The sequence below is a fragment of the Neobacillus rhizosphaerae genome (genome assembly GCF_050477885.1).
Taxonomy (GTDB): domain Bacteria; phylum Bacillota; class Bacilli; order Bacillales; family Cytobacillaceae; genus Neobacillus; species Neobacillus rhizosphaerae_A.
Map to the genome: position 1 here is coordinate 41,673 of NZ_JBCNAC010000020.1, position 25,533 is coordinate 67,205.

Annotated in this window: 25 protein-coding genes; 7 read left to right on the top strand and 18 right to left on the bottom strand. The window is 42.0% G+C overall.

Annotation, left to right across the window (positions count from 1 at the left end; translation table 11 throughout):
* Positions 1 to 12 precede the first annotated feature (12 nt).
* From ABES03_RS02630 to ABES03_RS02650, 5 genes are all read right to left on the bottom strand, one after another.
* A complete protein-coding gene (locus tag ABES03_RS02630; protein WP_430114919.1) occupies positions 13 to 717 on the bottom strand; it encodes a CpsD/CapB family tyrosine-protein kinase in 705 nt (234 codons plus the stop codon).
* Complete coding sequence (locus ABES03_RS02635; protein ID WP_430114920.1) at positions 707 to 1,456, bottom strand: YveK family protein; 750 nt, start codon at positions 1,454 to 1,456, stop codon at positions 707 to 709. The genes ABES03_RS02630 and ABES03_RS02635 overlap by 11 nt, the downstream gene beginning before the upstream one ends.
* A 255-nt stretch (positions 1,457 to 1,711) precedes the next feature.
* Positions 1,712 to 2,443 carry a LytR/AlgR family response regulator transcription factor gene (locus ABES03_RS02640; RefSeq protein ID WP_430114922.1) on the bottom strand — a complete coding sequence of 244 codons (732 nt, stop codon included), beginning with the start codon at positions 2,441 to 2,443 and terminating at the stop codon, positions 1,712 to 1,714.
* Positions 2,444 to 2,481: 38 nt separating this feature from the next.
* Entirely contained in the window at positions 2,482 to 3,237 is a 756-nt protein-coding gene (locus ABES03_RS02645; protein ID WP_430114924.1) for an EAL domain-containing protein, read from the bottom strand.
* Between the two features lie 218 nt (positions 3,238 to 3,455).
* Positions 3,456 to 6,152, bottom strand: coding sequence for an ATP-binding protein (locus tag ABES03_RS02650; protein WP_430114927.1), 2,697 nt, complete (start codon positions 6,150 to 6,152; stop codon positions 3,456 to 3,458).
* 229 nt (positions 6,153 to 6,381) lie between these two features.
* Between ABES03_RS02650 and ABES03_RS02655 the strand changes: the two genes are divergently transcribed.
* Positions 6,382 to 6,537, top strand: a complete 156-nt coding sequence (locus tag ABES03_RS02655) for a Spo0E family sporulation regulatory protein-aspartic acid phosphatase (RefSeq protein WP_430114928.1) — start codon at positions 6,382 to 6,384, stop codon at positions 6,535 to 6,537.
* 103 nt (positions 6,538 to 6,640) lie between these two features.
* Here the strand turns inward: ABES03_RS02655 and ABES03_RS02660 are convergent, their stop codons facing one another.
* Complete coding sequence (locus ABES03_RS02660) at positions 6,641 to 7,369, bottom strand: LytR/AlgR family response regulator transcription factor (protein ID WP_430114930.1); 729 nt, start codon at positions 7,367 to 7,369, stop codon at positions 6,641 to 6,643.
* A gap of 17 nt (positions 7,370 to 7,386) precedes the next feature.
* Complete coding sequence (locus ABES03_RS02665; protein ID WP_430114932.1) at positions 7,387 to 8,952, bottom strand: GAF domain-containing sensor histidine kinase; 1,566 nt, start codon at positions 8,950 to 8,952, stop codon at positions 7,387 to 7,389.
* A gap of 275 nt (positions 8,953 to 9,227) precedes the next feature.
* On the opposite strand from ABES03_RS02665, the gene ABES03_RS02670 reads away from it, so the two are divergent.
* Positions 9,228 to 11,105 carry a PAS domain S-box protein gene (locus tag ABES03_RS02670; RefSeq protein WP_430114934.1) on the top strand — a complete coding sequence of 626 codons (1,878 nt, stop codon included), beginning with the start codon at positions 9,228 to 9,230 and terminating at the stop codon, positions 11,103 to 11,105.
* Between the two features lie 377 nt (positions 11,106 to 11,482).
* Here the strand turns inward: ABES03_RS02670 and ABES03_RS02675 are convergent, their stop codons facing one another.
* The 5 genes from ABES03_RS02675 to ABES03_RS02695 form a co-directional block, all read right to left on the bottom strand.
* Entirely contained in the window at positions 11,483 to 11,674 is a 192-nt protein-coding gene (locus tag ABES03_RS02675; RefSeq protein WP_430114936.1) for a hypothetical protein, read from the bottom strand.
* A gap of 47 nt (positions 11,675 to 11,721) precedes the next feature.
* Positions 11,722 to 12,219, bottom strand: a complete 498-nt coding sequence (locus ABES03_RS02680; RefSeq protein WP_430114938.1) for a CBO0543 family protein — start codon at positions 12,217 to 12,219, stop codon at positions 11,722 to 11,724.
* Complete coding sequence (locus ABES03_RS02685) at positions 12,216 to 12,710, bottom strand: CBO0543 family protein (RefSeq protein ID WP_430114940.1); 495 nt, start codon at positions 12,708 to 12,710, stop codon at positions 12,216 to 12,218. Before ABES03_RS02685 ends, ABES03_RS02680 begins: the two co-directional genes overlap by 4 nt.
* A gap of 30 nt (positions 12,711 to 12,740) precedes the next feature.
* Positions 12,741 to 13,400 carry a CBO0543 family protein gene (locus tag ABES03_RS02690; protein ID WP_430114942.1) on the bottom strand — a complete coding sequence of 220 codons (660 nt, stop codon included), beginning with the start codon at positions 13,398 to 13,400 and terminating at the stop codon, positions 12,741 to 12,743.
* A gap of 493 nt (positions 13,401 to 13,893) precedes the next feature.
* Entirely contained in the window at positions 13,894 to 14,046 is a 153-nt protein-coding gene (locus ABES03_RS02695) for a hypothetical protein (RefSeq protein WP_430114944.1), read from the bottom strand.
* Between the two features lie 258 nt (positions 14,047 to 14,304).
* Between ABES03_RS02695 and ABES03_RS02700 the strand changes: the two genes are divergently transcribed.
* The 4 genes from ABES03_RS02700 to ABES03_RS02715 all read left to right on the top strand — a co-directional run bounded on the left by ABES03_RS02700 (position 14,305) and on the right by ABES03_RS02715 (position 20,880).
* Positions 14,305 to 19,284 carry an Ig-like domain-containing protein gene (locus tag ABES03_RS02700; protein ID WP_430114946.1) on the top strand — a complete coding sequence of 1,660 codons (4,980 nt, stop codon included), beginning with the start codon at positions 14,305 to 14,307 and terminating at the stop codon, positions 19,282 to 19,284.
* Positions 19,285 to 19,394: 110 nt separating this feature from the next.
* On the top strand, positions 19,395 to 19,526 hold the full coding sequence (locus ABES03_RS02705; RefSeq protein WP_430114948.1) for a hypothetical protein: 132 nt from the start codon (positions 19,395 to 19,397) through the stop codon (positions 19,524 to 19,526).
* 336 nt (positions 19,527 to 19,862) lie between these two features.
* Entirely contained in the window at positions 19,863 to 20,363 is a 501-nt protein-coding gene (locus ABES03_RS02710; RefSeq protein WP_430114950.1) for a hypothetical protein, read from the top strand.
* Entirely contained in the window at positions 20,347 to 20,880 is a 534-nt protein-coding gene (locus ABES03_RS02715) for a hypothetical protein (protein WP_430114953.1), read from the top strand. Before ABES03_RS02710 ends, ABES03_RS02715 begins: the two co-directional genes overlap by 17 nt.
* A gap of 63 nt (positions 20,881 to 20,943) precedes the next feature.
* Here the strand turns inward: ABES03_RS02715 and ABES03_RS02720 are convergent, their stop codons facing one another.
* The 6 genes from ABES03_RS02720 to ABES03_RS02745 all read right to left on the bottom strand — a co-directional run bounded on the left by ABES03_RS02720 (position 20,944) and on the right by ABES03_RS02745 (position 24,413).
* Entirely contained in the window at positions 20,944 to 21,174 is a 231-nt protein-coding gene (locus ABES03_RS02720; protein ID WP_430114956.1) for a hypothetical protein, read from the bottom strand.
* Between the two features lie 253 nt (positions 21,175 to 21,427).
* On the bottom strand, positions 21,428 to 21,676 hold the full coding sequence (locus tag ABES03_RS02725; protein WP_430114958.1) for a hypothetical protein: 249 nt from the start codon (positions 21,674 to 21,676) through the stop codon (positions 21,428 to 21,430).
* Positions 21,677 to 21,891: 215 nt separating this feature from the next.
* Positions 21,892 to 22,074, bottom strand: coding sequence for a hypothetical protein (locus ABES03_RS02730; protein ID WP_430114960.1), 183 nt, complete (start codon positions 22,072 to 22,074; stop codon positions 21,892 to 21,894).
* 69 nt (positions 22,075 to 22,143) lie between these two features.
* Positions 22,144 to 22,314, bottom strand: a complete 171-nt coding sequence (locus ABES03_RS02735; RefSeq protein ID WP_430114962.1) for a hypothetical protein — start codon at positions 22,312 to 22,314, stop codon at positions 22,144 to 22,146.
* Positions 22,315 to 23,248: 934 nt separating this feature from the next.
* A complete protein-coding gene (locus ABES03_RS02740; protein ID WP_430114964.1) occupies positions 23,249 to 23,749 on the bottom strand; it encodes a helix-turn-helix domain-containing protein in 501 nt (166 codons plus the stop codon).
* Between the two features lie 43 nt (positions 23,750 to 23,792).
* Entirely contained in the window at positions 23,793 to 24,413 is a 621-nt protein-coding gene (locus tag ABES03_RS02745) for a sigma-70 family RNA polymerase sigma factor (protein ID WP_430114966.1), read from the bottom strand.
* A gap of 324 nt (positions 24,414 to 24,737) precedes the next feature.
* On the opposite strand from ABES03_RS02745, the gene ABES03_RS02750 reads away from it, so the two are divergent.
* Complete coding sequence (locus tag ABES03_RS02750) at positions 24,738 to 25,502, top strand: DUF1836 domain-containing protein (RefSeq protein ID WP_430114968.1); 765 nt, start codon at positions 24,738 to 24,740, stop codon at positions 25,500 to 25,502.
* Positions 25,503 to 25,533 lie beyond the last annotated feature (31 nt).

Below are 25,533 nucleotides of genomic sequence, written 5' to 3' on the forward strand. Positions count from 1 at the left end.
CCTATTCTCTTTTTACTTCGCACCGTAGTAATAGTAATAGTCGCTATTTTTTAGTTCTTTATGATTTAACACGACACCAAGCAACTTTCCTTTGGCATTTTCCAGTAACTCTTTACTCTTCTTTGCTGCTTCAATTTCCGTTCTTTCACTGTATACCACAAGAATCGAACCGTCACATTGATTCGCTAAGATTTGCGGATCTGCAACCGCTAATAATGGCGGCGTGTCGAAGATGACATAATCAAATTGCGCCTTCACTTCTTCAACAAACTGCTCCATTGATTTCGAGCCTAACAGCTCGGCTGGATTCGGAGGAATCGGTCCGCTTGTTAAGACGTACAAATCCTTTTCTTCTGTTTCTACTACTGCTTGACCAAGTGAAGCTTGCTTCGTTAATACATTGGTAAAACCAACCTGATTTTTCAACGCGAACGTATGATGAACCGTTGGTTTACGAAGGTCCGCGTCCACTAGTAGTACTTTTTTTCCAAGTTGAGCAAAAGTAACCGCTAAGTTTGCTGCTGTGGTGGACTTTCCTTCTCCAGGACCGGAAGAGGTAACCATCATCACTCGCATGTCTCCATCAATGGATGAAAATTGGATATTCGTACGAACTGTACGATATTGCTCAGAGATCGGTGACTTTGGCGCAACCGAAGTGATCAGCTTACGTCCAGTGTTTAGGCTTGTTAGATTCATTTTCTTCTTAAGAGCCAACAGTCTCACCTCTTACTTTTGAATTTCTTGCTGCTCTCTTGTTCTTTAATTCTTCAAGCTTTTGGTCTTCAATGGTTGCAATAACCCCCAAGATGGGAAGTCCAAGTATTTTTTCGATATCTTGTTCATTCTTAATCGTGTTATTGAAGTATTCTAGTAAGAATGCAAGTCCGACACCCGCCATTAAGCCAACCACAATTGCAATGGCAACGTTTAATAATGGCCTTGGTTTAATCGGTGATGGATTTTCAGTCACATCCGCTTTTGCTAAGATGCTGACGTTATCTATCTTCATGATTTTAGAGATTTCGTTTTTAAATACTTCTGCTGTTTTGTTAGCAATTTGCGCTGCTACTTTCGCATCTGGGTCTTGAACAGATAGGTTGACTACTTGGGAATCCTTTTCACTACCTACCGTAATCTTTTCTTTTAATTGAGAAGCTGTCATATCTAAATCAAGTTCTTTTGAAACGATATCTAGAATCGCTGGGCTTGTGATTATTACATTATAGGTATTGATTAATTGAAGGTTGGTCTGTACTTCACCTGGATTGTACATGCTTTGGTCGCCTTTTGCTTGGTTTACGAGAATCTGTGTAGAAGCTTGGTAAATGGGGGTTAATACGTAAAAACTGATTATTCCACTGACTAATCCTGCAATGACTGTTATAGAAACGATGAGGAGCAATCGTTTTTTCAAAGTCTCAAGTAACTCTTTTAAACTAATAGTCTCTTCCATTTCGTCCTCCTAAATTTCCTAAATACAAAACATTGAATATTATATCATAATTTGTCATCTTTTGACTATTTTTTGTCAAAATTATTTCAAAACCATTTCGAACTGATGTCGAATTGTCGTGAATCACAATATCTATTAAACACCCATTTGTAAGAAATTTGAAGCAGTTTTTTTAAATTGGAAAGTATTGCACAATGCATTTACTGAGAAATCGATGACAACTCAAAAAAAAGAGGCTCTTGAAATAGACCTCTCTTACGTTCCCATTAGCCGATGCACTTCATTGATTTTCAACTTTGATATATAGGCCTTTTTTTCTGATTGTGGAAAGGTCGCTGCATATGTTTCACCCAGCGATTCTATTTTAGCTACCCTTTGGAGGTTCACCAAATACGAGCGGTGCGTTTTAAAAAACGTATCAGGTAATCTTTCCTCCATTTCTAGCAGCGATTCCATCGTTTCAAACTGGTCAGTTTCTGTATGAACGACCGATTTTCTACCTTCTTTTTCGATATAAAGGATTTCATTAGGGGCCAGGTAGACAAATGTCTGATTTGATTTAAACAACAGCTTATTGATGCCTTTATGACTCTTTTTGGCTTCCAAGCTTTTGACCATTTGAATCGACTTTTTGGCTTTTTCGAGTGCAATAAATAGACGAACCCGCTCAATAGGTTTGACTAGATAGTCGACTGCTGCAAGGTCGAAGGCATCGATTGCATATTCATCATGACCTGTTGTAAAGATAACCTGTAAGGATGGATGAACTTCTTTACAGATTTTCATCGTTTCCACACCATTTAGATCGGGCATCCCGATATCGACTAAGGCAATGTCTGGTTTTTCTTGCTTGACTAATTCGATGCACTCTTTACTGCTAGCAGCTTCGCCCAATACATGATAATCAGGAACTAATTGAGTAAAATGTGATAAAAGAGTTCTTGAAGAAGCATCATCATCTACAATGATAACTTTCATTTCTCCCATAAGCATCCTCCTCCCATTAGCTGTAAGTCTCTTTTATCTTACGCAGAAAAATCGCGAATAAAGCTCTGGGTGGTAATTTTTTGCGGTCTGCCTAATAAATACCCCTGAGCAACGGGAACATGCAGTTTTTTTGCTTGTTCTAAATCTAGCCCCTGTTCAATTCCTTCAAGTATGACTCCCATTTTCCCTTTTGAGTATTGGATGAAGAGGGCAATCATCTCTTGTTTTTCCTTTGAAACCGCTAGTTCATTTGCGAAATAGCGGTCTAATTTAATGTAATCCGGGGTAAACTCAATCATTTTTTGAAGCTCAGCCGCACCCTTGCCGATATCATCTAGAGCAATGGAAAATCCCTTTTCTTTTAGGAGCCATACCCGTTCTTTTAGTTCTTTCACTTCCCAAATATCGTCTTCAAATTTTGTTTCACTTAATTCAAAGACTATTTTTCCATAGGCTTGTGGATAGGTGAGCAAAAACTGATCTATAAACGCTTCGAATTGAGGATGAAGCAGTGTCGATGGGTAAATATTAATAAACAGCCGCTCCTCGTTCAGTTGATGAAGGGGAAAGCTGCTCGCTGCACCCTCAATTGATCTTGTATCTAGTTCATATAATATTCCTACTTCTCTTGCCTGTTCGAAGCATGTTTCGATATTCCCTTGGAAGAATCCGTCTGGAAATCGTAACAGGGCTTCATATCCAAATAGACTCATGTTGGTTACATTCCACAAGGGCTGATACACATGTTCCATTTTGACCAATCGAAGCTGATCCAGTTCTCCTCTGCTCATCATCAACGCTCCCTTCCACTCTACCTATATACCCTATTTCCTGTATTGTTAGTATCAACTGTAACTTTTATCACAGGTTCTGTCTATTCAGAAATCGACACGAGAGGCACCGATTTCTGCCAATGACCGGTGAGGAAGGACAGCATGCGACAAAAAACGGACATTTCACGACATTCTGACAGCACTTTTCCTCATAGGAGAATGGACGGAGGACCTTTCTATCATTCGTTTGACATGTGCTCTGAAATGGCTTCAATGAACGCGGGAATATCGATCGGCTTGGTGATATAATCGGTAAAGCCGGCTTCCAATGCCCGATGAATGTCTTCCTTAAGTGCATTGGCACTTAAAGCAATGACAGGGATATGCTCGGTTAGCGGATTCGACTGCAATCGTTCGAGTACTTCAAACCCATGCAGATCAGGCAAATGAATATCACATAAGATTAAATCTAGTGACTGTTGTGCCGCTATCTTTAATCCCTCTTTTCCAGTCATCGCAGATAGTAACGTCACCCCAGTGACCGTACCAAGTATTTCTCTTACCAAATGCATATTGGACGGGTTGTCTTCAATATAGAGAATAATATACGTATTTTGTTTCAGGAGGTTTGCGTTCTTCCTCTCATTCGGTGTATTTATGGCGTCTTTGCAACAGGCCGCACGCGGCAGACTGACCCAAAACTCACTGCCTAAACCGACTTGGCTCTTGACCCCTACCTCGCCTTCCATTAATGACACGAGCTGTTTCACGAGAGAGAGGCCAATTCCCGTTCCTTCTATATAGGCATGATTAATTCGGTAAAACGGCGCGAAAATCATTTCCTGTTCTTCTGGCCGGATGCCGATTCCTGTGTCACGGATATGGATGGATAGATGTTCCTCCTGGTACGTATAGCAGACCGTTACTTCCCCGTTTAACCGATTATACTTAATCGCGTTATTCAGTAAATTTAAGATTATTTGCCGCAAGCGAATCGGATCGGCATACACATAGCCCTCCTCCACGTTTTCCGTTTCATGAATGATTTGGACACTCTTTTGATCTGCAGCCGAACCAATTAGATTGATACATTCGTTGACCACCGTATCGACTCTGATGCTGTCGGTTGAAATGGTTAATTTCCCCTCTTCAATTTTAGATAAGTCAAATATTTCGTTAATCAAATTTAATAAATGTCTGCCGCCTTTGTTGATTTCATGAACGAACATCCGCTGCTGATTCGTTAGTGTATCATCTAATTCCAACAATTGCGCAAAGCCTAAAATGCCATTTAACGGCGTGCGTAGCTCATGGCTCATATTCGACAAGAACCGAGATTTCGCCAAGTTCGCCTTCTCCGCCGCTTCCCGCGCTTGCTGGTTGGCTTGTTCGATTTGTTTGCGCTCTGTGATTTCTTCAAAGGTCCATAAATGCCCTCTGAATTCTTTACCCACAAAGAATGGAAAATAGCTTCGCTTAATAATTCTTCCACTGTGCAGTTCGATTTCATCTATTACCGGCTGCTTATTCTCAATAATCCCTTTCACCTTGGCCTCTTCCTCGTTAATGTTCTTGTAATAGTTCGGACGATACTGAACGACGTTCTTTCCGATGATTTCTTTGATGGGAACATCGATGTTAAATAGATGACAATGAGGTTTATTGACCGAGATGATATTGAGATTGGTATCGAGAACTAAGATGGCAATCGGTAAGCTGTCGATGAGCGTTCTGCGTAAGGCATGTGATTCTCTTAGTTTTTTTTCACTCTCTAATAGAATTCGTTCCGCACGCATCCGTTCCGTAATATCAATCCCCGAGCCGATGACTTCAATTACTTTCCCATTTTCGATTACAGGGCTTAGGCTCATGTAATAATCCGTCCCGTTCAACTGTTCTTCATAGTTGACGACCTCACCCTCCCAGGCTTTTATATAGGACTGAAGCTTATGCTCCGCATAGTCCTGAGGCAAAAAGTCTCTCAAGTCCTTGCCCACGACAATGTCAGGTGTGAGTCCAAGCTTGGCCAGTAGCTCTCCCTCAGCCAAGGTATGAACATAACGTTCCCCGATTTTAACATATTTCAAGGTTACGCCTTGCTGTCTTTGGATCGTGTTAATTAAGTCCTGCTGTGCCTTGTTTGTTTGTTCGGCCAACTCCCTTTCCAACAGGAGTCGCTGCTGTTCCGCTTTTATTTTATCTGAATAGGTTAAAACTATAATCGACAGAATAATGACTATGGTTGCAAGTCCCACCACATAGGCCAGTCGATCGGTTGAGAAGACCAGACTGCTAATCATGGTCATCCGTTCTACATTAAAAGACAAAGGTCCTTCCGTTAATTGAACTGCTTCCATTGCCGTGTAGTGGACAGCTGAAACACCAATGCCGATGAAAAAAGAGCTAATCAGTTTTTTTAACGTAATATGCGTTGTTGTATTTTTTATATATAAAAACAGAAGAAAGATGCCTGCCCCTATTGTAAGAGACAGGAACAACGTAATGAGTGTAAGAAGCAAATGATAATGGACCACTCCCATTGGCTGTACAGAAAGTATCCCAATGACGTGGGTCCCAATAATGGAAACCCCCATGACGGTTATTCCAATCAATTTGGAGAGATAGGGAATGGTGGATCTAGCTGTAATGACATAGATACAGGCCGAGCCAATGAATATGAAAAGAAAGGACAGAAAGGTGAGACTGGTATTGAACGTCATAGGACTGTGTAAGTGGTGTCCAAGCATGCCAATAAAATGCATGGTCCAAATGCCTAATGCCATGATGGTTGCTCCTGCTAGAATCCAGAATTGCCTTTCGATTTCCTTGGTTACGGCTAGTCTCGTCATGATTTTTAACGAGGCGAATGAAGAGAAGATAGCAATAATGACGGATAAAATGACGAGCTTCATATCGTAAGATCCTGCATGGACCATAACTATCACACCTTTAGTCTGAGTATCCCCCTCATCATAATCCATTATTTAGTAACAAACAAACCCTATTTTTTCGCTTGAAACGGTCTCGAGTCTCTTGAAACCGAGATTTCCGCATTTCAATCCGCATTTGGTCCATTCCACTCCCTCACTATCATATTTTGTCAGTTCCGTGCTACGATTATTTTTACAAATCACTGGGATTTTTTGCATAGGGAGCAGATTGCATATGACCTATTTGATTATCTTGATTGAGCAATATAAGAAGGAGCTGGCTGAGCGTGTGGCTAAGTACGGGATTACGTCCGATGAAGCGGTTGAGTGCAGCCAAAAGTTAGATGAATACCTGAATCTGTTAGCCCATGTGGCAGAGAAAAAGGAGTAACCGTATGTGTGTTTCAGTTCACATATGGTTACTCCTTTTTTATTAGGAGGGGATTCGCCTAATTGGGCCTGGATTCCTCCAAACACTCTATTGGCCGTTGTTTTTATTGAAGCATTCTTTCTCTGACTTCATTGATTTTGAGTTTGGACAGGCTGGCTGGCTTGTCGTAGTCCTTGAAATGAACCATATAGGTTTCGTTCTGCGGGATGATTTGCGAGATTTTTTTCAAATTAATAATGTTCGACCGGTGCGCTTGGAAAAAGGAATCATCGAGCCGGGACATAATCTTACTGATGGACTCGCTTGTTTCATAAATCTGCGCTTTTGTATACACCAAGCATTTCTTCCCTGCTTTTTCAATAAAGTAGATGTCCGATAGCGGGATATACTGCGTGCAGTTTTGCTCCTTTAACGGAAGCATGTGTAGCCGGTGATTGCGGGTATCCCCATCGCCGTGTTCAAACTGGAGAATGTTCCTCGCTTTTTCCATGGCAACCATTAACCGCGTCCGCTCAATCGGTTTCACCAAATAATCGACGGTGTTAATCTCAAATGCCTCAATCGCAAATTCATCATTGCCCGTTAGAAAAATGAACTTGAGAGTCGGGTGAAAGGAAAGGCATTCTTTTATCGCCAGGATCCCATTTTTCTTCGGCATATTGATATCTGTGATCACGAGGTCCGGCTTCATGACCATCACCATCTCCACAAGCTCTTCCCCGTTTGTGCAGCTTGCGACTAACTGGAAATCTGGCAGTTCACCGATGAAATATTTTATGATTTCCATTGAGTCAGGATGATCCTCTGCCAGGATCCATTTAATCGGCTTCATTTGTCTCTCCCCTTTGTTTACCTCTGATTTGGAATCGTGAACCAGAACTGACTTCCCTCCCCTGGTCGACTATCGACTCCCACTTCCCCTTGTAGCTCCTCCACCAATTGCTTCACAATGGTTAAGCCAATTCCGGCCCCTTCGATGTTCATATCCTTATTAAAAATCCGATAAAACGGAGTAAAGATTTTTTCGTGCTCTTGTTGTAAAATTCCAATGCCGGTATCGCTCACTGTAATTTTGATGCCATCGCCCTGTGGCTCACCTGTGACTGCGATTTGCCCGTTGGCCGGCGTATATTTTACGGCATTCGATAATAGATTCAGTAACACTTGTGTGATTCGCTTGGAATCGGTTTGAATGGTTCCCGTGTGACAAATACTAGTGATGGAAATTCCCTTATGGTCCGCAATAGAGCGGATCATTTTTATACAATCCTCAACAACAGATTCGAGGTGGACGGATTCCACCTGTAGGGTCCGTTGGCCCGTTTGGTTACGAGTAATTTCAATCATGTCATTGATCAGCTCCAATAAATGCCGGCTCGCTTTCAGAAGCTTCTGCACCCTGTCCTTCTGTCCAGCAGTTAGTGGATCCCTTTGGTCCGCTTCTAATATTTGCGCAAAGCCCATGATTGAATTGAGCGGCGTTCGTAGCTCATGGCTGATCATCGATAAGAAATCTGACTTGGCTTGATTGGCTTTTTCCGCCTCTTCCTTCTTCTGTGTTAGTTCAGCAATTAAGAAGGTCCGCTCTAAGGTAGTGGCCACCTGCTGACAGATCGTGAAGATAAGGTCAAGCTCCTCTTCCGTGAAATGTGATCGCTTACTCGACCCAAATGATAGGGTTCCAATTAGTTTACCGTACGACATTAACGGATGACAAGCATAAGCCTTGATGCCCCAGCCTTTGACGAGTTGAACCCGGATGTCATCTGATGTATCAATTTTTTCTGCGACAATCCTCTTGCGGTCACGAGCGACACAGCCGCAGACTGCCTCTCCTAATTCCAGCCACTCGATTTCTTTGGCCGTTGCCTCAGGTATTCCAGTATAGTTCATTAAGCGGATTTTGCTTTTTGCCGGGTCGTATAAGTAATTAAAATAGACATCCAAGTCCAGGTATTCGGCTAAATCCTGAAACAGTGCGTCTAGCAACGCTTTGGGTTCTTTTTTATAAAATAAATGGTTAGCCGCTTCCGTTAATAACAACAATTTCTCATTCTGGACTTGGATGGTTTCCTCAATTTGCTTCTGTGGGGTGATATCCCTCAGGAGGATGGTGGCCCCATCAGCAGATGGATATATATGAACTTCAATCCATTTTGAAGCATGGACCTGGAGCTCAAAATGGGCATCGCTTTGTTGGCTGATGGCGTGGTTGATTTTTCTTTCTAGTCCCACAGCGATTGCGTTTCGTACGACTTTGCTAATTGGTTCCCCCGTTTGTGTCGCATGAGCAATTTCTAATAATTGGGCTGCTGGTTGGTTGATATATGTGATTTGTCCTTCCAAATCAATACTAAGTACCCCATCAGATATGCGCTCTAACGCCGATAGGGCATGGTGAACGATGACCCCCATTTCATCACCTGCTATCTCGTTTAGTTGATTTCTATGTTTGTTTGGTACGTAGTTTTTAAATGGTAATTATTCTCCTAAAATAATGGTAAACTATTCTTTCACAAATTTTAACATGTAAATGTTAGTAATTTTTTTGGTGAAAAAAGGACAGATGAGTACTTTATACCTACTCCTTAATCGTCCTTTCGTCCATTTCACGGCCAACGGATTGTCGAAAGTTCCTACGATATCTAAAATTAATCTATTAATCTTTTTTATATGGAGGTGCAATTTACATGATGAATTTATTTAATCCATATTTAGTCTTTTTGTTTTGCATCTTATTGGTTTTACTCGTGATTATTGCTCAAGTTCTATTTCTGAATTATCGCCGTGCGATGTTGAATTTTAATATACCTTTATTTAAAGCACTCATTCAAGAAAATCCGAATGCCATTCTTAGCTTGGATGAGAATGGACGGATTACAAGAGTAAATGCTGCGACGGAACAATTATTTGGTCTTTCCTTTCTCGAGATGGCTGGGGGATTTTTCACCGATTTTGTGGACTCGAGTCATATGCTTACAGTTTTAACACAGTTACACTCTGCCTTAAAAGGGAAGGCTGCCGAATGTAAGGTCATTTCCACACGTCAAAATGGGAGGTTCTTAGTGTTACAGCTGAAATTCATTCCAATGGTCGATCGGAGGCTATATGGTGTGTACGTTGTGGTTGAGGATTACTCAGAAAGGGAGCAGGTTTTTGCCTCTTTACAAGAAACAAACGAGCGGTTGGAGTCCTTTTTTAACAGTACGGTGGATGCGATTAATATCACCACTGTAGATAGCGAGGTGGTTTATGTGAATTCCGCCTTTGAGAAGATGTACGGTTGGACAAAGGATGAGCTAATTGGTGCTAAGTTGCCGATTATTCCCGCTCGGTTGCAGGAGGAAGAGGATCGGATGAGAATCTTACTGCGGCAAGGAAAGGTAGTTCGTAACTGGGAAACGAAGTTCGTTCGCAAGGATGGTTCCTTCGTTGATGTGAATGTGTCTGTTTCACCCTTAAGGAATTTTGACGGACAGATCACTGGTTTTGCAGCGATTACTAGGGATGAGACGGAGCGAAAAAGCATGGAGAATCGGTTTAAGATTATTGCGGAGCATTCTTCAGATATGATTCGTTTGGTGTCTACGGACGGGTTGGTGCAGTATGCATCGCCTGCCCACCATTCCTTGCTCGGCTACGACCCGGATGATTTGATAGGAAAGCCGTTTTTTATCAATATTCATCCTGAAGATGTGGCAGCGGTGCGTGCGTCGTTTGAGGAGATGGTGGCTGAGCCGCGGACCTATATGTTGGAGTACCGAAAGTTGCAGAAGGATGGTGGCGAACCGATTTATATTGAGGCGCACTGTGATCCGTTTTTTGATGAGGATGGACGGTTGCTCCAGTATGTTGTGGTTTCACGAGATGTTTCCGAGCGCAAGAAGTATGAGCAGAAGCTAGAGGAGCTCGCCTATGTGGATTCGCTGACGGGGGTTGCTAACCGAAGGGCGTTTTATCGATTGCTGGGTAAAGCGTTTAATGTAGCTCGGGTGGCGGATGGTGTTGAGTCTGAGACCCTACCGATTCATTTAAAGGTATCGGTAGCTGTGGGTGCGAATCAGCAGTTTGCTTTACTTTTTCTAGATTTAGACCGTTTTAAATGGGTCAATGATACAATGGGCCACCATGTAGGGGACGAGCTCTTGAAGCAATTCATTGGCAGGATTCAGGCGGTTCTACCAGAGGAGGCTTCGCTTTGTCGACTTGGCGGTGATGAGTTTGCGGTTATTTATTCTTGGGCTGATTCAAAGGAGATGACGTCTGCTTGGAATGTGGAGCGGCTCGATTCCAAAGGTCCTGCTCGTAGATTAGCTCAGAAGAACAACCTCGATGATTTAGCTAGTGGGATTATTCAATCATTGCAGGAGCAATGGTCCATCGATCGCCATTCCTTTACAACGACTTGTTCCATTGGAATCAGCCTCTTTCCTGAGGACGGAGAGGACCAAAAAACGTTAATGACGCATGCCGATTATGCCCTTTACCAAGCCAAGGCCGACGGACGAAATTTATTTCGCTATTATCATGACGTGCGTGGGTTGTGTAAAGGAAAATCTGCGTTTTAAACACTAATATATTAATATGTAGAAACTCGGTTATTGAAGGGCATACCTTCTTCCTTGTGAAGGTGGTAGGTCCTTTTTATTGTGAGGTCAGGTATGGAGAGGGCGGGCTGGGTTTTTGTCTTTCATCGGCGGGATGAAAGACAATTTTTGCCGGGCGGAACCTCATTTTTTCCTTCATAGACAAAAAAAGATCCAGCTCCATGAGAGAAGCCGGACGCGCAATACAAATATTTTAAGGGGGTCTTAGAAAAGTAAGATATGCATCTCGTTTTCATGTACTTACTATACCCCGATTGTATGAACAAACTATGAATAAACTTTTAAAGATGTTTAAAGTTTTCAATAAAGGAGATGCTTTGGAGGCAGCTCCCCGCTTTCTATTGTTCTTTGTTGTTCGCTTGGACCGCCTTGATTAAGGCATCTAGCTTGTCGTTTCTCTCTTGGTCTAATCTGGTTTTGTCGTTCATGAACCGCAGTGCCCGGACGATGAAATAGATCGTGAATCCGAGAATGATCAAATACAATACAATCGGAAAAAGTGCAAATAGGCCAAACCGTAAGTCTCCCATAGGGCCTCCTCCATCATTATGGATTTATACCATAATTATACAGCAAACTACTCTTTGTGTATTCCACTTTCATCCATCTCTTTTTCAATTCCCTTGATAAACCACACACAAAGCCACCGAGTGAGCGCAAAGGTGAGGAACAGCGTAATCCACGTCCAGTACCAGGCCCAGTTCAGGTAGTGGATTAAATCGGTATATTTTTCGAGAAAAATCTCCGGTACGGTCATGGCGGTACAGAACGCACAGTAGTATAGGAACTGGATGAGCTTGCTCCTCGTGTACGGGTAGAATACATTGAAGATCGCACAAACGGCTGGATAGACGTAAAACTCATAGGTAAAGCTTGAGCGATTGACGTCTGCAAATAGCCTGATTGGGTATGATAGGAGACCATATTCAACTACCACTAAACCAAAGATCCACGTGATTCCTTGTTTGAATAAGAAGGCGGTCACGGCTAAGCAGATTTTCTTTTTGGGGATGAAGAAAAGCATCCCGGTCGTTAGAATCCAAACAGCGAGTAAAATCCACCATTCTAGTCTCATTTGACCGCCTCCTTTTCCACCTGAAAATGGGCCTTGTCTCTAAAAAACCATTGGTAGATGAGGTTTGTGACGGCAAATATACAAAAGAAATTGATCCAGGTTAGGTACCAGGAATAATGTACGTACTCAATGAGGTTCGTATATTTTACCAGCATGACGTCCATTAGGGTCAGGCCCGAGATCCAAAGCGACAAATAGAGTAAGCGAATGGCGAGTGATCGTTTTGGTTCAAAGATGATATAAAACCCTGATAGAAGTGGGTAAAAGAAATACTCGGTTGTGACGAGCACATCTGTGGCTTTCGGAAATTCACGGACCGGGAAGGCCAGCAGATGATATTTGACATGTAACAGCGAGCTCACCCATACAAAGGCCTGGCAGAGAATTAAGGCGAACAAGACTTTTCTGTATCGGTTTTTTGGCGTAAGGAATAGGTATGCGCTTATACCTATAACCCATATTAGAATGATAATTATGTAATCTCTAGACATTGAATGTGACCTCTCTTGGTTTTCCAGGATCTATTTAACGGGAATGTTAAAGTATTGAAGCAGCAATACAATAATGACAGCCGTGATTCCGTATGTAAGAAGCGGCTTTGTGAAATACAGGCGAATCATGGTGTACATCGCTATGTAGAAGATGGGCTCCATCCAGAAGTGGTACCCATGCTGGAGGAGGAGTCTGTGCATTTTATAAAAAGGGTATTCGACGACGAGTGAGCCCAGGATCCACCACAGGATGTACTGCACTTGTTTCCCGTTGGATGTTTTAAATGGATAATGAGTAAGATAGATCAATGTCACCGCAGGGAGATTGATAAAGGTATAAATGAGATCAACGATTGCATGGGATTCCGGTAATAGATCCGGGTTCTGTTTCCAGAGCAAATGGTCTCTGCACAGAACGTTGTAGAGTAGGTTACAGATAATAATATATTGAATGGTGTGATGATATTTACGCCAATGTCGCCAATCCCCCTTCCAGAACGCCGCAAGGAGAAGGATCGCGGTAAGGATTATATGCATGGATGGGTTTCCTCCGATAAAGCGTAAGGTTTGCTCTAAATTAGGCTTAAAACGTTCGAAAGTTGGTTGGGCTTCCTTTTCTTTGAATAGGCTGGTTTTTGCGATTCGCCGATAGACTGGGCGGATTCGCCGATTGGTGCGGAGATTCGCCAATAGACTAGGCAATCGCTCTTAAATTGATTGCTTTTAAGTTACCTCTTTTTAGATTCGCTCATAAATGGGTTTCATTCGCTCATATGGAGCGGTAATTCGCTCATTTAATGTGAATATTCGCTCATAAATGAGGAAAATTCGCTCATAAATCGGTTGGGTTGACCCGTAGACTTGATGAGTCCGAGGATTCGCGAATAAAGATGGTACATTCGCGAATAAGTTATGCAGATTCGCGAATAAAAGTTGGAAATCCGCGAATAACTATCTACAATTCGCGAATACAAATCATTTCCAGCTCTATCTTTGGCGGTTAAATATTAAAAAAGGTCAATTTTAACGACTTCGATGACCATTCTGTTGATGCTAAAGGCAATTTCTCCGCTTTCATGCGTTTTTCTTTATTTTTCCCACGAGAGTGAAATATAACCAATTTCCCCACAGAAAAAGGCTGCGGAGATTTCTCTCCCACAGCCTTTTGTATCTATAATATATATTAGCAAACAACTAATTGTTTTAAATCCGCTTTTAGTTCTTCCATTAGTTTTTCAAGGGTGATTTCGTTCTCGTTTACGCCTTTGTCATAAGCCTTTTTCACAATCTCAGAAAAATCGACGGTGTTCGCACTCTTTCCAGCTTTCCTTTCCAACTTCTTATTCTCCCTCCCTTTTATTCTTCTAATTTTGAATTCTACAACAATATACATTAATTGTAAATGGTTTACCCCATTGAACATGCGGATAAACCATGAATTTTGTCGAACTATTGAAGGATTTATTTTTCGAAAAGGCAGAATTCCCAGTATTTATATCCGATAAATTTGGTAGGTAATACCTGTTTTTCGACATAACTATGATACTATTAAACTATTCGTGAATTTTTTTAAAAGAAAGAGAGTGAGATAGAGTTGAAAAGAGTCATATCCCTATTTATGGCGGTGTTATTGTTCATTAGCACAGTGCCTATCAGCAATGTGATGGCGGCGGCTGATGTGACGAAGCCTGTTTTTGAAAGTATTAGCGTGGATAAGAAGGAGGTAGGTCCTGGGGATACGGTAAAGATTAGTGTTAATGTCACAGATGATGTTGGAATCCAATCTGTCTATCTTTACTACACGGTACCTGGTACTGATACGACTTTTAACGTTCCTGTCAGCTATCATCCTGAAACGGATACTTATGAAGGTTCTATTTCCATTCCTTCTAATTTTGCTACAGGAGTATATCAGGTATCCTACATTAATATTCGGGATACTTCGAATAATCAAACCCTGATTTTTCAATCCGATGATTATGAACATAAGTTTGATAATGGCTCCTTTACAGTTACCGGTACAAGTGGCGCAGATACTACCAAGCCCGTTTTTGAGAGTATCAGTGTAGATAAATGGGAAGCAGGTCCTGGGGATACGGTTAATGTTAGTGTGAAGACCTCTGATGATTTTGGAATTAAATCTGTCTATCTATACTACACGGTGCCTGGTACTGATACGACTTTTAACGTTCCTGTCAGCTATCATCCTGAAACAGATACCTATGAAGGGTCTATTTCCATTCCTTCTAATTTTGCTGCAGGAGTTTACAAGGTATCCTACATCAATATTCGGGATACTTCGAATAATCAAACCCTTATTTTTCAATCAGATGATTACCAAAATAAGTTTGATAATGGATCTTTTACGGTTTCCGGCACAAGTGGCGCGGATATTACTAAACCAACCTTCGAGAGCATGACTGTCGATAAGAAAGAAGCAACCTTCGGAGATCAAGTAAAAGTTAGCCTTAAGATTACTGATGATTTTGGAATCAAATCAGTCTATCTCTATTATCAGGTACCTGGCACTGATACGACTTTTAACGTTCCTGTGAACTATAATTCGGAAACAGATAGCTATGAAGGGATCATCCCTATTTCCTCTACATCTGCAGCGGGAGTTTACAGTGTATCCTACGTTAATATAAGAGATACATCTAATAATCAAACCCTTATTTTTCAATCAGATGATTACCTAAATAAATTTGATAATGGTGAATTTAGAGTGTTTAATGAATCAAACCCTCCTACGTTTTCTAAGCTATCTATAGATAAGAATTTAGTGGAGTCAGGTGATTCTGTCCATATAACTGTAGATGCTAAGGATGACACCAACTTACAGGAAGGTGTAGTCACTTACATTTCACCAATAAATCAATCTACAGTGACAGTCCCCCTATCCTATAGTGGATCTCAATTTATTGGAAGCTTCTCAATTGACAATACTACTGAGGTTGGTAATTGGAAAGTAAAATCTATTGAATTAAAAGATAGTAATTTGAATAGCACCGTAGTAAAAGCGGATGAGACCGATTTAAGTGTTGGCGATTTTACCGTGCTTAAGGGTGTGGAGCCGTTGAGCAGCTATGTCGTTACCTCGTATGAAACTTGGTCCAACAAGACGGTCAACTCGGATGTGTATATCACTCCTGGTGCGCGGTTAACGATTAATAGCAATGTAACGATTAACGGGAATGTCTATGTGCTGGGCGGATTGCGTAGTTATGGCGGGCTGACGGTGAACGGTACTGTGAGTGCGAGCTTTGTCACTTTTGGTTATTACACACCAACTGATGGACAAGCGATTTTTTCAGGATCTAACACGATTTCATCGCTGCGAGCATCCAATCGAGTGATGGAGAGTGTCCCTTTCAACCTTTATGATACACCGCTTGTTAGCTCGGGCGGCCGGGTGAATTTGACTGGTGCTACCCTTCCATTTGTTGCAGTTGAGGTGAACGGACAAAGTGTTTCTTTGAAGGAGAACGGAACATTTCGTTTGAACGATTTTTACATTGGAAACAGTACTTCTATTTCTGTAAAATTAACGGATTTGTCTGGGTATACCTACTATCATTCTTATGATGTGTCAGATCTTTATGTAGATGATTTTACAAAGGATTCTACGGCTCTTTCTGGTAAGACGCTTGCGAATGCGGTTGTGAAGGTGTTTGAAGATGGCCGAGAGCTGGCAAGTGGTCAAACCGATGGGAATGGATATTTTTCCATTCCAGTGGACGGATTAGTAGAGAATACGACGTTGAAGTTTGAGGTTTGGAATGCGGCCAATGAGCTGACGACGTCGAAAGAGATTTTTGTAAAAGATTTGACGGCACCTGGGAAGCCCGTTTTGAATGGATTGACTGATCGTGATACGGCGGTTACTGGTCAAGCGGAACCTAAAGCGGCTGTGGAGGTTCGCAGTGGTGAGTCCGTGATTGGTACTGGTACGGTTGCGGAAGACGGCACGTTTGCTGTGGAGATCCCTAAACAAAGGGCTGGTTCGTGGTTGTCAGTAACTGTTAAGGATACGGCTGGGAATGTTAGTGAAGCGGCTACGGTTCTAGTGTTAGATGTGACTGATCCTCCACAACCTGTTGTTTTTGAGGTGACGGATGCGGATTCTTCTGTAAAAGGACAAGCGGAAGCGAAGTCCACGATCATGGTAAGTGCAAATGGGACAGCGATTAGTTGGGGTGTGGCAGCTGCGGATGGAACGTTTGAGGTGGAAATTCCTGTGCAACCGGCTGGAACAGAGATTGTCGTGAAGGCTACCGACAATGCCGGAAACGTGAGTGAAGCCGCTTCGGTTGTGGTCACGGATGGGACGGCACCTGGAAAGCCAGTTGTTGGCGATGTGACGGATCAGGATACGGAGGTTAGCGGTAGGGCTGAAGCCGGCTCTAAAGTAGAGGTTACAGTGGACGGCTCGGTCATTGGTTCGGTTGTTGCTACTATGTTTGATCTGTTTACTGTGGCCATACCTGCGCAAAAAGAAGGAACGGAAATAGTGGTTACGGCTACTGACAAGGCTGGGAATGTTAGTGAAGCTGCTACGGTGGTCGTGAAGGATGGGACGGCACCTCGGAAGCCCGTTGTTAGCGATGTAACGGATCAGGATACGGGGGTTACCGGTACAGCTGAAGCAGGATCTAAAGTGGCGGTCAGGGGTAACGGTTCGGTGATTGGTTCGGATACGGTTTCTGAAGATGGAACATTTACTGTAGCCATTCCTGTGCAAAAAGAAGGAACAGAGATTTCTGTGACTGCGACTGACAAGGTTGGAAATGTGAGTGAAACAGCTACGGTTGTTGTAAAGGATGGGACGGCACCTCGGAAGCCAGTTATTGGCGATGTGACGGATCAAGACACGGCGGTCCGTGGTACGGCTGAGGCAGGTTCGAGTGTGAAGGTTACGGCCGACGGTACGGTGATTGGTTCTGATTCTGCGGATGACCATGGTTATTTTTCCATAAAGATCCCTGTGCAAAAGGCTGGGACGGCATTGAAGGTTACTGCAGAGGATTTGGCTGGTAACGTGAGCGATGTGGCGGTTGTCGTGGTTAGTGACGTGACTAAGCCTGAAAAGCCGGTTGTCCATGAGGTAACGGATAAAGACACAGCTGTCTCTGGTCAGGGTGAAGCTGGGGCAGCGATTGTCGTGACTGTCGGTGGTTCGGAGATTGGCAGTGGAACGATTGGTGAGAATGGCGCGTTTACTGTGGCGATTCCTGTACAGACGGCTGGGACTGAATTAACTGTTGTAGCAACGGACAAGGCTGGAAATGTGAGTGAAGCTACAGTTGTGGTGGTAAAAGATGGAACGAATCCTGAGAAACCGATTGTGGACCAAGTACTGGATAAGGATGAGGTTGTGACTGGTAAATCTGAGCCTGGTGCGAAGATGATCGTGACTGGCGGTGTTGACGGCACGGTGATTGGTTCTGTTGTTGCTGGAAGTGAAGGTTATTTTACAATAAAAATACCTAAGCAAAAAGCTGGAACGGAGTTAGCGATTACTGCTACGGACAAGGGCGGTAATGTAAGTGAAGCAACGTTTGTCGTGGTGAAGGATGGCACGGCGCCTGTTAAGCCGGTTATCGATGGGCAAGTGACGGATCAAACGACGACGGTGAAGGGGTCGACGGAAGCGGGCTCGAAAGTGGACGTGTTTGCTGATGATCGGTTGATTGGATCAGGGGTTGCTGGTGATGACGGACGTTTTGCTGTGGGGATTCCTAAGCAAAAAGGCGGAGTCGATCTTTTTGTAACTGCAACTGATGCGGTTGGGAATGTTAGCTATAGTGCGGTGATGACGCTTATCGATGTGACGGCTCCTGAGAAGCCGATTGTCAATGAAGTGAACGACCGTGCGACGGTGATGACGGGTCAGGCTGAAGCGGGTACGTATGTGGAAGTGAGCTTGAATAATTTTAATGTCATTGGTAACGGGCTGGTTGGTGAGGATGGCCGTTTTTCCGTGAAGATTGCTACGCAGCCTGTTGGCACGGAGATCACTGTTACGGTGAGCGACGGTTATGGTAATTTGAGCCCAGCGGCGAAGGTGACGGTTGTTAAAGCGAAGTCTGGTTGGGTGTGGTCGAACGGTAAGTGGTATTATTACGATCCCGCGACTTTCGTGAAAAAGGTTGGCTGGTATAAGGTTGGTTCGAGTTGGTATTATTCGGACAGTATGGGCGCGATGAAGACTGGTTGGGTGAAGGCTGGCTCGAGCTGGTATTTCATGAACAGTAATGGCGCCATGGTAACTGGCTGGTTGAAGGTTGGGACGGTGTGGTATTTCTTTAAAGGCAGTGGCGTGATGGCCACTGGTTGGATGAAATCTGGGTCGGTGTGGTATTTCTTCGCGGATAATGGAGCGATGAAGACGGGCTGGTTGAAGAGTGGTACGACTTGGTATTACTTGAAGAGTAGTGGTGCGATGCAGGTCGGATGGCTGAAGGTGGGCACGGTCTGGTATTACTTTAATAGCGGCGGCGCCATGGTGACAGGCACCGTACGCATCGGCGGAAAAACCTATTACTTTGATGGGAATGGGGTTTGGATTAGGTAGTTCTTGGCTGGGGGACTGTCCCCCGAAGTGGAAAAGAATAATGAGTTGAGCCAGTCCCCAAAGTGCGGGGACTGGCTTTTTTATGTGGGATTGGGCTGGATTTTGGGTGAGTGGCCGATATTGGGTGGAAAGTGGTTGATATGTGGGGAAAAGCGACCGATAAATCTCAAATAGTGGTTGATATCTTCGTTCAAGTGGTCGATCTCTTTCCAAAAGTGGTCAATATGTGGGGTTTCCTATAAAAAGGTAATTGAAAATAGTAGCTAATTTCGGGGGACTGCCCCCCGGCACGGCAGCGCGTTACCTGGGTGGGGGACTGTCCCCCGAAAAAGACAAAAAAATGTCCGGCAAATATGCCGGACGCAATACAAATATATTTTTAAGGGGTCAGAAAAAGGTGCTTATGCCTTTTCGCTGCATGAATTTATCTTAGCTTACAATTATGAACAAACTATGAATAAAGGTGGAAAAATTATAATTTTTTAAGGTCGGGCCTGACAAGACAGTTTTTGGATACTTTTCATCATACAAGTAAACGATAGGTAGTAATGTCTTACTTTTTATAAGGTGAGTGGGTCATGGTCATTATTTTCTTATTGCTCCTTGTTTTGTCAATTCTATCACTGTTAAGTTTATGGTCCCTGAAGAAACGGTTCGATCCGTTTGAAGCCTTTATTCTATTTATGTTTTCATCCTACTGGTGTCAAAACTTTTTCTATTTGCTCTCCTCCCCCTACCAGCGACTAAGGGTGGTTGAAATGCATCTGCCTTTTTGGTCAGCTAGACTACAATATGGAATTATTTTTCCTGTTCTTTTGATGTGGGTTCTGTACGTATTGCGCGGCAACCATCGATTATCTGTTAAAATCGTCGCTTGTTTCTCCTGGGTGGCAGGTGGAGTTTTTATAGAGAAACTTTTGCTTGTAGTTGGTGTATTGGTATCGAAAAGTAAGAGCTGGTATCCTTCCATTGATTTTATTCTCGCAATGATTGTTCTCTATACATGCATTTTTTTCATGGAAAAGCTGCCTCCGATCCTGCGAAGGGAAATGGTATTACGAGATGAAGGAGATTTATGAGAAGGCCTTTAAGCCGCTGCTCCCGAAACAGTTTGATGGGAATGAGTGGTTTGTTATCGGGATTTCGATTATCGTTGCTATGGTAGTCTATTATATTACTGTGAGGAATAGGAAGTTGACTTGGTCAGAAATTATCTGTATTTCGCTTCTGAATTTACAGTTGACTACGTTAGGGGATTATTTTTTTGCGATGCCTCCCTACGATTTTTACGATACGGTCGATAGAAATAGTGGCGAAATCACCGATATTTTTCTGCAAAATTTGGTGTACCCGGGGACGATTTTATTTTTCATGCATTTTTATAAGGGTAAGAAGCCGCGAAAATGGTTCTTTATTTTGCTATGTATGATTATTTTAGGTACGCTAGAAGGCATTTCGGTATATTTCTTTCAGTTGTTTACCTATAAGACCTGGAAAATTTACTATTCGCTGATTTTCTATTTTCTCGTGATGGTTGTTAATGTGGTTTTTTATAATCGGTTGAGGATGTATTTAGATAAAAGGGCGAAGGAATAATAGTAGGGACAGTCCCCCGTTGCGCTAAAGCGCCGGGGGACTGTCCCCATTTTTATGGTGCCTTCATTCGAATAATAGACCCGCAATAAACCCACCCGTTGATCCAAGTGCTCCTCCGACTGCAGCTCCTGCACCGGTTCCAACTACTGCACCGAAGAATGTACCAACTGGGCCAACGACCGTACCACCTACGGCAGTAACTGCACCTACCACACTACCTCCAATAGCAGCCCCACTCGCGCCTCCCATTGAGGCACAGGTTAATGCGTTAGAAAAACGTTGTTTGATTGACATAATTACTCCTCCTATATTCATATCAAAATTGATTTTTTCTAAAGGTTTTCGATTATTTCTTCTACCACTTCAAAGATAAAGTCTAGGATCTCATCCATTTGCGCACCTCCTACTTTTTTCTAGCCGTTTATTAATAGACTTTGATTAAATCACTTAATCTAGGTTTTTTCCCGCCTGGCCTTAGAGGAGGCGCTACGATATTTCTGAGCATTTACCCATCACCTCACTTGATTTTGATCTCTTCTATCCCCTATTAGCTTTTAATGATTTCCTTTGCTCCTTTTGAAGCTAGACCAGTACCTACGGCAACCGTTGTTCCTTCTGCCACCGCCATTGCTGTAAGTCCAGTGGCTACAGCACTACTTGTGGTGGCGACGCCTGCTGTGACGGCAATCGCTCCCGCCGTAGCTGCTGCGGTAGCTGCGGCTCCTACTACTAGTGGCGCAGCGGCAACCGCACCGATTCCTGCAACAAAGTAACCTAATCCTTTTAATAAACCCATTTTCAACATCTCCTTTTGTTTTGATAGTGTAATAGTCCTTGGTTTTCTAAAAATCGGTGAAGCTTTTTATTTTTTTGAATTCATTTCTTTAAGATTTTCTTCTAATGTTTTTTGTACATCAGGAGTTACTATAACCTGTGGTGAGATGATAATTGGTAACATCTTATTTCCTCCTTTTTTATGGTGTTGCTACTAAAGTCCTTCGTTCGAGACTTTTATGTTCGTGGAACGCCCGTATCACTCCTTTTTTTCCTCCATTGTCCATTTTGATTTCGAGATCGCTCTTGTCCTTGTGTTGGTCCTGTTTTAACAAGAGGTACCTTTCCTTTCCCACCATGGGAACCGTCTTGATACGCTGACTTACTTTGAGATCCTGTGTGAAATATGTTTTTGAACATGCTCATTACCTCCAAGTTAATTTGTACTCAGCCAAATAGGCTGAATACACGGGCATTAGTCGCCACACTTTAATCGACAATCAATTCCTTCGCAGCGTAAAGGGTGCCAACATTTCCTGCTGTAGTTGTTGATCCAGCAACAATTGTCCCGATGGTTGCAGCTTGAGGTAGCCCTGCTGTAATGACTGCAGTTGCAGCAGCTGCTACTAATGTAGTTGGGATTGGGATTAGAAATAACATGTTAAATCTCTCCTTTTTTGTTTTGATAGTGTAATAGTCCTTCGCTTTCTAAAAATCGGTGAAGCTTTCTATTATTTTTTTCGGACAGAGGAGAATAGCAACAGGGTTTGACTGCCATTCTCCTCGATCCGAAATCAATTGGGGTCCAAATCTCAGTCCATAATGATATCAATCAGCCATTCAACTACTTCCAGCAAGTCGAAATCCGGTTCTCTAAACATAGTGGTCACCTCACTTTCCTTCTATTAGCTATTAATCTAGAACTTTATCAATAACTTTTTTGGCTGCATATGTGCCAGCAGCAATGGCTACAGCCTCAATGACAACTGGTGCAAATATAATTGGTAGCATTTCGTTTTCCCTCCTTTGTATTCGATTTATGGATATAGTCCTGCACTTTTTGGAAATCGGTGAACCATTTTACAAACTTTTTAAAACTCTGTTGGTGGGATTAAAATAAATACTGGATATTTTTCTGTTATTTCACGTCTCATTTCCATCGCCTCCTTGTTATTCTTATAAGTCCCTTCATTTCAAAAAAACGGTGAAATTTTTTAAAAAAAGTTGCCCGCCGTATGGGAGGCAACCTAACTCCCTTTGGACTACATAATCTGTTGCTTCAAGCTTTCAAATTCATCTCTAGTAATAAACCTTTGTTTGGTTGTAATCTCCATCCCTTATAAGCGGATAAGTCATCCCAGCAAATGGGACCAACGTTCGTAGGGAAGTCAATATTCGGCATACTCCCTAACAACTTGCATAACCAACCAATATTCCGAGGATTGCCACCAATAGCATTAATTTCGTTTGTACCTGCATGTTCAACACTCCTTTTGATTTGATACTAGTAAAGTCCCTTCTACTTATAAAAATCGGTGACACCCTTTTAAATTTTTTTATAAAAATAAAAAAAACGACTAAAAAAATTAGTCGTTTAAAAAAAATTCTTCTTTATTTTATCGGCCAGGTTTTTAATTTCCTTTGGAGGTATCTCTGTCTCGTCCTCTTCCTCCCAATCCCATTCATCCATTTCTACAGATTCCTTACTACTGTCGAATAAGGATTTACAAGGCCTACACTTCGTTAGATGCTCATCGGCCCATTGATGATATTCAGAAAAGGTTAGACATGCACTTTCATTCACATGCTGATAGTTGTCCTCATCCTTCTCCAACATAATCTCTATCAAAAAGGAGTCCAAATGCTTGGGATACTTCTTTAGGATATTTAATAATTGAGCCGGAATATGCCTGAAGGCTCGAATGATTTTTTGCAGTTCATGATAATTTGGTATTACCGTCCCCTTTTCAATTTGTATCAGACGATTAAGATTGATGTCTGCCAACGTCGCCAGCTTTCCCTGCGTCCAGCCTTTTCTAAAACGGGTTTGTATGATAAGTGAAATAATCAGTTTTAATCCTCTCATTTGATTCATTTTCCACGCTCCTTGATGCTCTCTTTTTGAAAAATTAATTCTTCTATATGTTAGCACCCTCTATGTAATATGCTTGGAAACTTTGCTTCATTTTGCGGAAACGGCTCTTAATAGTTTCCCTTGACATGTTTATTTCTGCTTCCGTTTGGACAAACGTCTTACCGTTTAATTGATCCTTAAAAATTTTTTTATTTGTTTCCGTGTAATCATTAAGGAAATCCTCCACCACTATACGAATGATGGTATTTTCTTCTTCATTTCCATGATTATTTTTATATGCAATCTTCTCGTATAGAGAATAAGAATCGGCTTCTTCCTCTTTCACTTCTATTTCTCCAGATTGAACCTGGGCGTCACGATCTTTTTGTTCTTTGTTGAATGCTTTGTTTGTTGCGGCAAACACACGTTTTTTCCAAACACTTGCTGCAAAGTGGACCAGGTTTTCAATAGCACCTTCATTCTTTTTTAAAGCTTTAAAAAATTCAACGATGGCATTTTGTAAAATATCCTCTGCATCTTCGTTGGTAACATCGTAACGTTTCATTGATCTTTTCACATCTTTTAAGCCTTGCTTTGTTACTTGATACCATGCCTCGTCCGAACCTTCTAATAACCCTTTTAGAACTCTTTCATCTTGCGTAAAGTGACTACTGAAACTGTCCATTTTAAATGTTGCTCTCCTTTATTATTATAATTTTCATCTCAGTTTTCAAACAAGTTCACTTTATATGTATTTTTTGATTATTCTTATGTAAGTTCATTTGACCTTGTTTATGATTTTATTATATGAACTTTATTCTGAATAATCAAATATAGTTATAGTTAAATTTAGGCAAAAATAGGCAATTTTTCAATAAAATATATGTTTTTCTTTAATTTTCTAACTATTTCATCATATTGCTCACTTTTTTAAAAAAATACTCATTTGACAACAAAAGTGAATATTCATATGATTTAATCAAAAGAACTTAAAAAAGGAGTTTTTTCTGTGGAAACCTTTAAATTAACGCGGAAAGAAATGGCCAACTTGTTGTTAGCCTTAAGGGATGAGGAAAACCCGGTTCAGATTTTAAAAGAGGCTTGGAATAAGAGGCATCCAAACCTTACTGAACAAGAAGCGGTGAATGCGTTCCTGTCCACCCAGCTATCTCCTATCTTTGAGAAGATTATTAAATCAGGGAAAGTACAAGGGACGTTCTCAATTAACGAAATTGTTGCTTTAGGGTCACAAATTGAGCATTCGGAATTTAAATTGACGGCGGTTCAGAATTGGGCCAAGCGAGATGCGAAGGAAATAATTGGCGCACCAGACGGGGGAAAGAAATACTCTGTTTATCAAGCTGCTATGCTATTTATTATTGATGATTTAAAAACTGTCTTGGATTTCACAGCCATTAAAAACTTACTGTTGAAGCTCTTTAAGCAAAACGGAGACTATTCCGATGATGTTATTAATCCACTGGACTTGTATTTCGCGTATTCTTCTATATTTGAAGACTTAGATCCGGATGGAGACCAATTGATGGAGGCCGAAGATGTCGACCCAAGCTTAGCTAAAATCCAGAAGGAACGAACTTTAGAGGCGTTAATTGAAAAAAGAGCCAGGGAATATGTCGACACCCACATTGAAGGATTGAATGAGGCACAAAAAAAGCTAGTACAAAACACGATTGCAGTTACGGTACTCACTATTCAAATCTCATTCTTGCAATCTGTTGCGAAACGGTACACCAACCTGGCGTTATTTTTCTAAAAAAAAAAGAATGGGGACAGTCCCCCGTTGC